Origin of the sequence: Variovorax gracilis (assembly GCF_030317115.1) — a bacterium.
GTDB lineage: Bacteria > Pseudomonadota > Gammaproteobacteria > Burkholderiales > Burkholderiaceae_C > Variovorax > Variovorax gracilis.
Map to the genome: position 1 here is coordinate 19853 of NZ_JASZYF010000050.1, position 7229 is coordinate 27081.

Genomic DNA, 7229 nt, shown 5'->3' on the forward strand with positions numbered 1-7229 from the left:
CATGTCATCCACAGCGCCGGACCGAAGCCCCAGCGACGCGACCCTGGTCGCCGAGCTGGCTGCGAGCCGCGCGGAGGTGCACGGCCTACGGGCGGCACTTGAGGAAACCAACCGCGGCGTGGTCGCGCTGTATGCGGATCTCGACGATCAGGCCGAACAGCTCCGCCGGGCAACCGACCTCAAGAGCCGTTTTGTCCGAGTCGATAGACGCCAAGAAGCTCGACGTGCGCCTCGATCAGCAGGGCGACCAGGCGCTGGCATGGCTGGATTTGACGCGCTTTCAGCAAATAGTCTGGAACCTGCTCACGAACGCAATTAAGTTCTCGCACGATGAGGGCACTGTGCAAGTAACGCTGGCTTGGGAAGCGCAGAAACTCACACTGGTCGTCGAGGAGCATGGTAAGGGCGTTGCCCCGGAGTTTCTCCCCCGCTTGTTCGACCGCTTCAGCCAAAGCGACGCGCCTGGCTATCGCTTGTACGGCGGCCTGGGACTTGGCCAAGTCGATCGTGCAGCACCTGGCGGAACTGCGCGGGGGCCAGGTTCGCGCATTCGGCGATGGAGTAGGTAGGGGCACCCATGTGCAGGTCGACCTTCCCTTGTGCGAAGCCGGCGACCCCGTTGAAGGAACGGCGGCTCACGCATCCACACCGCCGCCCGGAGCCACTCCGTTGTCAGAAGTCGACATCGTGGTGGTGGAAGACAATGCGGACGCCGCCGAGATGCTGGCAGTCGCGCTCACGGGCGCCGCAGGCGGAGACGCAGATGCCCTGTCCGAGATGGGCCTGAGCGCGGCTGCGCATGGCAAGGCACTCTTGGGGCTCGGATTTTCCGTAGACCAAGTCGTGCACGACTACGGCGACCTTTGCCAAGCCATCACGGACCTCGCGGTCGAGCGCAATGCCCCCTTCTCCGTCGATGAGTTCCGCACGTTGAATCGTTGTCTCGACAACGCCATTGCGGATGCAGTCACCGAGTTTGGCGTCTGGCGTGACGCGAACGTCGCTTTGCAGCAGTCCGTTGATGAGAACGAGCGTCTCGGCGTGCTGGTTCACGAGTTCCGAAATTACCTGCACACCGCGACGCTTGCGTTTACGGCACTCGAATCGGGCAAGGTTCCAATCGGTGGCGCGACCGGCGCCGTCTTGAAGAGGAGTCTGGCTTCTCTGGCCGCCTTGCTCGACATGTCCCTTTCGAAGGTCAGAGGCGCAGTTGCAACGCCGCACGCGGAGGCTTTCTCGCTCGCATCGTTTGTGGCAGACGCCAAGAATGCCGCCTCGCTGGACGCGAGCGTCAAGGGCTGCAAGTTTTCGGTGGCCGACGTGGACGTCCAACTGGGCATTTCCGGGAATCGGGACCATCTATTGGCGGCCTTGGTCAACCTGCTCCACAACGCATTCAAGTTCACCCATGCTCATACGGAGGTCACCCTGAGCGCGTACGCCAGCGGCGACCGTATTCTGATCGACGTCAAGGACAACTGCGGAGGGCTCCCGCCAGGAGCTACCGCAAGCATCTTTCGGCCGTTCATGCAGGTCGGCGACGACAAGAGCGGCTTGGGGCTTGGTCTTTCCATCGCCCGGCGGCATGTGGAGGCGGACGGCGGTGTCTTGAGCGTCCGGGACTTGCCCGGTGTCGGGTGCGTCTTCACCATTGAATTTCCTCTCCGAATGCTTCACTAGAGAACGGCATTGCGGCTTGGGCGGCCGGCTCCCGTCTAGGCGATTCGCAAAGCTCATAGTCCGCCCTGGCCCGCCGGGCTGCGTTGGGGCCGCGAGGTCACGTCAGGGAGCTTGCCAAGTGGCGCAAGGTCTGACGCGGGTCGCGTTCGATCAGCGAACCGTGCGAAACGAGGATGCGGTTGAGCGTTTGGATCTCGGCTCATGCGCGCCAGAGCGGGGCTTTGCTGGTGAGGTTATGGTCGACCTCAGGGCAGCAATTCCGCGTAGGCCTGCCGATCGGCGGCATAGCAACTGCACGCCATCGATTCGAGGCCATTGCGATCGAGCACCGTCAGGTCACCTCGGTGGTATTCGATCAGCCCGCTGCGTTGCAAGGCACTGGCGGCCGTGGTGATGCCGACCCGGCGCACACCGAGCATGAGGGCAAGAAACTCGTGCGTCACACGAAAGGTGTCGGAGTGAGCACGGTCCTGGCTCATCAACAGCCAGCGAGCCAGGCGCGGACCGATCAGATGAAAGCGCAGACATGCGGCCGAAGCCGCCAATTGGGACATCAAGACGTAGATGTAGCGGTTCAGGCCGCGTTCCAGCGCCGGGCTGCGCGCAAGTTCTCGGCGAAAGTCAGCGGCGGTTACGCGCCATGCTGCTCCGGGGCCTTGCACCAGCGCGTGCAAGGGTACAGTGGCCACGCCCAGGGCCAACTGCGCGCCAAGCATCCCTTCACGACCCACCATGCCGACTTCGAGGCCTGGATGGCTGCCGTTGCGAGCCACCAGCGAGATGAAGCCGTCGACCGGAAAGTAGACATGTCGAGTCGATTTGCCGGGCTCGCACAGGATCTCGGCCAGCGCCAGTTGGATCGGCTCGCAGACGGCAAGCAGGCGCCGACGATCGTTGCGCGGAAGCAGTTCGATAAGGTGGTTCTCGACCGTGGTCAATTGGCGCTCCGATGCTTGCTGCCAGCCGAAGACCGGAAAGCGGGCGTCGATGTGCAACTGCGATCAGTCTGCACGAGGAGAGACGCGTCGACCGTCTGCTAGCGCACAGAACAGCAGATGAGATGCCGCGTCAAGCTGACACGCACGTCCGCGGCACTCCCCACCGAAGGTCTACGTTGCCAGTTTTCCGGGAAGCAGACGGTCATACTCCCTCTTGACAACGGCGTCGCACTCGCAAGTGCGTTGCTCCAGCCCTTGGCGGTCCAGCACCGAGATGCGGCCACGCGCGTAGCGGATCAATCCGGCTTGCTGCAACTTGAGCGCACCCTCGGTCACTCCTTCGCGGCGCACGCCGAGCATGTTGGCGATCAGCTCCTGCGTCATCAGGAGCTCGTTGCCCTGCAGACGGTCCAGGCTCAGCAGCAGCCAGCGGCATAGCTGCTGGTCCAGAGAATGGTGCCGGTTGCACACCGCCGTCTGCGCCATCTGCGTGATCAGCGCCTGGGTGTAACGCAGCAGCAAGTGCAGCACCGGGCCGGCCCGGTTGAACTCGTCCTTCATCATCTGCGCCTTCAACCGCCAGCCATGGCCCGCGCTCTGCACCACCGCGCGGCTGGGCGTGGACTCGCCGCCCATGAATAGGGATATGCCGACGATGCCCTCGTTGCCGACGACCGCGATCTCGGCCGAGGCGCCGTTTTCCATGACATAGAGCAGCGAGACGATGGCGGTGGATGGAAAGTACACGTGGCTGAGCGTGCCGCCCGACTCGTACAGGACCTGGCCCAGCGGCATCTCGACCCGTTCAAGTTGCGGCAGCCAGCGCTGCCACTCGGCCTGCGGCAGCGCGGCGAGCAGGCGGTTCTTTCTTGGGTCGGGCGGAGAGGCCATCACGGAGTTTCAGGGAGGGGGGCGGCTTCGAGGACTACGTGGTGGTGGTCTTCTACAGCACACGCAGGAGCTTAGGCAGCCGAACCCGCCTTGTATGTTCGCGAATGCACAGACGAGTGCCATCGGCTGGATTTGACCCACGGGCGCCGATTTCTATCGCCTGACATCCAGGGACCCGCAACGCTCGAAAAGTACGGCCGTGAAACCCGACGACTGGATCGAGCGCAACCTGCGCGCGAGGCACATCCGACTCGGTATTGGCGTCATGCTGGTGATCGACCCTGTGCCACGGTCGATGGAAGACGCAACGGGCGGCGCGCATGTTCGATGGCGCACAGACAAGATGAACTCGACCTTCTACAAGTGTTGCAGCAAAGCGGGTATCGAGCGCTTTGCGGGGCGCTCAAGCAAGGGCGCAGTGAAAGCCTTTGCGACTTCCAATTCTGATGGCGAAGAGAGGTTCGTATGAACACGCATTTCAATCTCAAGGCTTCGATTCTTGTTGTCGCCATGCTGGTGCTGCCACTGGCGCAGGCCGCGACGATGACAAAGGCCGAGTACCAAGCCGGCAAGACCCGCATCAGCGCGGACGTCAAGGCTGATAAGGCGGCGTGCGCTGCGCTTGCTGCCAATGCCAAGGACATCTGTGTAGAAGAAGCCAAGGGCAAGGAGAAGGTCGCGCGCGCCGAACTGGAATACGGCTACACCACCAAGTTCAGCGACCGGAACAAGGTGCTGGTGGCGAAGGCTGAGGCGGCCTATGAGGTCGCCAAGGAAAAGTGCGATGACCAGTCGGGCAATGCCAAGGACGTGTGCATCCAGGAGGCCAAGGCACTCAAGACCAAGGCGCTGGCCAACGCCAAGATGGGCAAGGAGATCGGCGAGGCCAAGCACGACGCCATCCAGGAAAAGCTCGACGCCGACTACAAGGTCGCTACCCAGAAGTGCGACGGCATGTCGGGTGATGCCAAGGCAAGTTGCCTGGGCGTCGCCAAGACGAAGTTCGGAAAGAACTAAATCTTGGGGATGCGCTGAAGGATTCTTCACCATGGAAGTCAGCAAGCCCAGTGGTCTCTGGTCGACCACGGATGACTTGGTCGAGACCGACATCGCCAGACTCGCGCAACACATGAAGCAGTGCGAGCGCGCACTCGGTCGTGTCCCACGACTGCAGTCGGCGGTGGAAACTGTGCGAACCCAGATGGGTTCGCACATCGTGACTTCGGCGTGCCTGGGGGGCGCCGTTGGAACTTCCCTGGTGCTAGCGTTCGCCCACTTGAGATTGCTCTAGATCCCTATTTCTCGCTTTTGCTTGGTGGTCGATGTCGGTGCGCAAAGTCTCGTTGAGTACGGGCCTCTCTCCGCTTTCCAACCGCGTTGCAGCAACCCATACGACGGCGGCATGCAGGATCCTTGGAAGCCGACGTCCGTTCAAGTAGGCTCGGACCAATGCGTCGGCGGCAAGCTCGGAAGATGTCATCGCGCGGTTCATAGATTCGCTCCCCATAGAAGGCTGGAAGTCGAAACGGTAGCGCTGGAAGGGGTTTAGTACCGTGCGGCCGCGCACAAAGCGCCCAAGAGTTGGCTATCGCTTTCGTTTGTACGATAGCGCACGTCCGGGTTCCGTTTGGTACAGAATTTGATGAACTTCGCGGCAGCGGGTCTTCATGTCATCGACGCTACCTTCGCCGCGCTTCGCTGCGGCGCGCAATGACCTTTTGGAGGAGATGCCCCCAGAGGTCCGGGCTGGCCTCACGCCGCTTCTCCAGCATGTTTCGCTCGACCTGGGAGAGGTTCTGTACGAGTCGGGCGCCGCGCAGCAGTATGTGTATTTCCCGACCGATGCCATCGTCTCGTTGTTGTACGTACTCGAGAACGGGCAATCCGCGGAGATTGCGGTCGTGGGATTCGAGGGGATGGTGGGCGTATCGCTCCTGATGGGTGGAGGCAGTACGCCGAATCGCGCCGTGGTGCAAAGCGCCGGCCATGCGTTCCGGCTGGGCGCGAGCCACATCAAGCAGTTCGTCGAAAACGGCGGTCCTTTGCTCCACCTGCTTTTGCGCTACACCCAGTCGCTCATCACCCAGATGTCGCAGACGGCAGTGTGCAACCGGCACCATTCACTGGAACAGCAGCTGTGCCGCTGGCTCTTGCTGAGTCTCGACAGGTTGCCGAGCAACGAACTGTCGATGACGCAGGAACTCATTGCCAACATGCTGGGCGTACGGCGCGAGGGCGTGACCGAGGCGGCCGGGAAGTTGCAACGGCTGAACCTCATCAAGTACGCTCGCGGGCACATCACCGTGCTTGACCGCCCAGGACTTGAACGGCACGTGTGTGAATGCTATGAGGTTGTGAAGCGCGAGACAGACCGCCTATTGCCTCACGAAATCGCGACCTGACAGAGATGGAGTGCGCTCGGAGAACGAAGCCGCAGGGCCGTTCGCGCTCGTCGATCCATCGACGTCAACAAACTGCACGCTTGGTAGGCAACCGTCGCATGAGTATGGAGGTTGCACTTATGTGCGGTAGCGCACAGACTCGGTGCACCCGACTCCCTACAAGGAGCTTCAACGCGATAGCGCGGGCAGGCTTTCTGAATCGCCCCGGCTTTCGAGGAGGCCTATTGGCTTGAGTCCGACCGGGATGGTCTGACTTCTCTTCTGGCTGTTCTGACTTTCATTGTTCCAGCCCCCGCAGGGGCCGCCGGAGGCGCCCCCCGGTTGGGCCATGTACTCATGGTTCAACCCCCGCAGCACTGCCGACTGGGCAGGCTTGCTTGTGGTCACAGCCTGAGCCTGCAGGCGCCAGTAGTTTGCCTCTGCTTCGGCCGGCGGGATGTAGCCGATGGGCTCAAGCAAGCGGTGATGGTTGAACCAGGAGACCCACTCGAGGGTAGCGAGTTCGACCGCCTCGCGCGTCTTCCAGGGGCCGCGGGGGTGGATGATCTCCGCCTTGTACAGCCCGTTGATGGTCTCGGCCAGCGCGTTGTCGTAGCTGTCGCCGGTGCTGCCTACCGAGGACTTTGCCGGCCTCGGCCAGCCTCTCGCTGTAGCGAATCGACACGTATTGGGCGGATTCAATCGGTCGTCGCAACACCTCAATCATGAAGGTGTTCGACGGGGCGACCTGCAGCGCGCGGCAGATCGGCTCGACCCCGCAACGAGCGCGATGCTCGTCGATGAAGGCGTTCACTTCTTGAGTTGGCGGTCGAACTCCGCCTGGGCGAAATACGCGCTGGCCAACTTCAGGATCTCGTTGGTCTTGCGCAGTTCGCGAACCTCGCGCTCGAGGTCCTTGATGCGCTGCTGCTCGACGGTGCTCGGGCCTGGCCGTACGCCGCTGTCGCGCTCACCCTGGCGCACCCACTTGCGCAGCGTCTCGCCCGTGCAGCCGATCTTGCCGGCGATCGATTCGATCGCCGCCCACTGCGACGGGTACTGGTCCTTGGCGTCAAAGACCATGCGCACCGCGCGCTCCATGACCTCGGGGGAAAACTTCGGTGACTTTCTCATCTTGGCTCCATTCTCAATCGAAGGAGCCTCCTCAAAATCCGGGGCGGTTCAAGGTGACTTGGCATTCGAGCAATGGCAGGCCTGGACGAAGCTTCGTATGCGCTCAATAAACCACGTCCTTGATCCGCAGGCTTTGACCTGACAGGCTACGTTCCCACATAGATCAACGTGGGAACGTAGATGACAGACGATTTGGAAGCCCTCA

The 7229-nt window shown here is 62.1% G+C and carries 7 protein-coding genes, 2 pseudogenes and 1 other annotated feature; of the genes and pseudogenes, 6 read left to right on the forward strand and 3 right to left on the reverse strand.

Annotated elements, in window-relative coordinates:
- Nucleotide 1: 1 nt before the first annotated feature.
- The 3 genes and pseudogenes from QTH97_RS37205 to QTH97_RS34835 form a co-directional block, all read left to right on the forward strand.
- A pseudogene (locus QTH97_RS37205) lies at nucleotides 2-196 on the forward strand (histidine kinase); the annotation flags it as partial.
- Complete coding sequence (locus tag QTH97_RS37125; RefSeq protein ID WP_353655699.1) at nucleotides 132-569, forward strand: sensor histidine kinase; 438 nt, start codon at nucleotides 132-134, stop codon at nucleotides 567-569. The pseudogene QTH97_RS37205 and the gene QTH97_RS37125, both read left to right, overlap by 65 nt.
- Nucleotides 493-1680, forward strand: coding sequence for a sensor histidine kinase (locus QTH97_RS34835; RefSeq protein WP_286573205.1), 1188 nt, complete (start codon nucleotides 493-495; stop codon nucleotides 1678-1680). Before QTH97_RS37125 ends, QTH97_RS34835 begins: the two co-directional genes overlap by 77 nt.
- Before the next feature lie 245 nt (nucleotides 1681-1925).
- On the opposite strand, the gene QTH97_RS34840 is transcribed toward QTH97_RS34835, so the two are convergent.
- Both QTH97_RS34840 and QTH97_RS34845 read right to left on the reverse strand, forming a co-directional pair.
- On the reverse strand, nucleotides 1926-2618 hold the full coding sequence (locus tag QTH97_RS34840; RefSeq protein ID WP_286573210.1) for a Crp/Fnr family transcriptional regulator: 693 nt from the start codon (nucleotides 2616-2618) through the stop codon (nucleotides 1926-1928).
- A 171-nt stretch (nucleotides 2619-2789) separates the two neighbouring features.
- Nucleotides 2790-3509, reverse strand: coding sequence for a Crp/Fnr family transcriptional regulator (locus QTH97_RS34845; RefSeq protein ID WP_286573206.1), 720 nt, complete (start codon nucleotides 3507-3509; stop codon nucleotides 2790-2792).
- Between the two features lie 199 nt (nucleotides 3510-3708).
- Here QTH97_RS34845 and QTH97_RS34850 point away from each other — a divergent pair, with 199 nt between their 5' ends.
- The 3 genes from QTH97_RS34850 (at nucleotide 3709) to QTH97_RS34860 (ending at nucleotide 5911) form a co-directional block, all read left to right on the forward strand.
- A complete protein-coding gene (locus QTH97_RS34850) occupies nucleotides 3709-3978 on the forward strand; it encodes a hypothetical protein (protein WP_286573207.1) in 270 nt (89 codons plus the stop codon).
- Complete coding sequence (locus QTH97_RS34855) at nucleotides 3975-4526, forward strand: hypothetical protein (RefSeq protein WP_286573209.1); 552 nt, start codon at nucleotides 3975-3977, stop codon at nucleotides 4524-4526. Before QTH97_RS34850 ends, QTH97_RS34855 begins: the two co-directional genes overlap by 4 nt.
- A gap of 710 nt (nucleotides 4527-5236) precedes the next feature.
- Nucleotides 5237-5911, forward strand: a complete 675-nt coding sequence (locus QTH97_RS34860) for a Crp/Fnr family transcriptional regulator (RefSeq protein ID WP_286573211.1) — start codon at nucleotides 5237-5239, stop codon at nucleotides 5909-5911.
- A 378-nt stretch (nucleotides 5912-6289) separates the two neighbouring features.
- Here the strand turns inward: QTH97_RS34860 and QTH97_RS34865 are convergent.
- Nucleotides 6290-7024: pseudogene (locus QTH97_RS34865) on the reverse strand (transposase); the annotation flags it as partial.
- Nucleotides 6630-6746, reverse strand: a sequence feature (AL1L pseudoknot). It overlaps the preceding pseudogene by 117 nt.
- Nucleotides 7025-7229: the final 205 nt, after the last annotated feature.

What these genes read in the sequence shown, in the direction of transcription:
- QTH97_RS37125 (WP_353655699.1), top strand. Translation starts at nt 132, where the DNA reads ATGCGGATCTCGACGATCAGGCCGAACAGCTCCGCCGGGCAACCGACC.
- QTH97_RS34845 (WP_286573206.1), bottom strand. Translation starts at nt 3,509, where the DNA reads ATGGCCTCTCCGCCCGACCCAAGAAAGAACCGCCTGCTCGCCGCGCTG.
- QTH97_RS34855 (WP_286573209.1), top strand. Translation starts at nt 3,975, where the DNA reads ATGAACACGCATTTCAATCTCAAGGCTTCGATTCTTGTTGTCGCCATG.
- QTH97_RS34860 (WP_286573211.1), top strand. Translation starts at nt 5,237, where the DNA reads ATGCCCCCAGAGGTCCGGGCTGGCCTCACGCCGCTTCTCCAGCATGTT.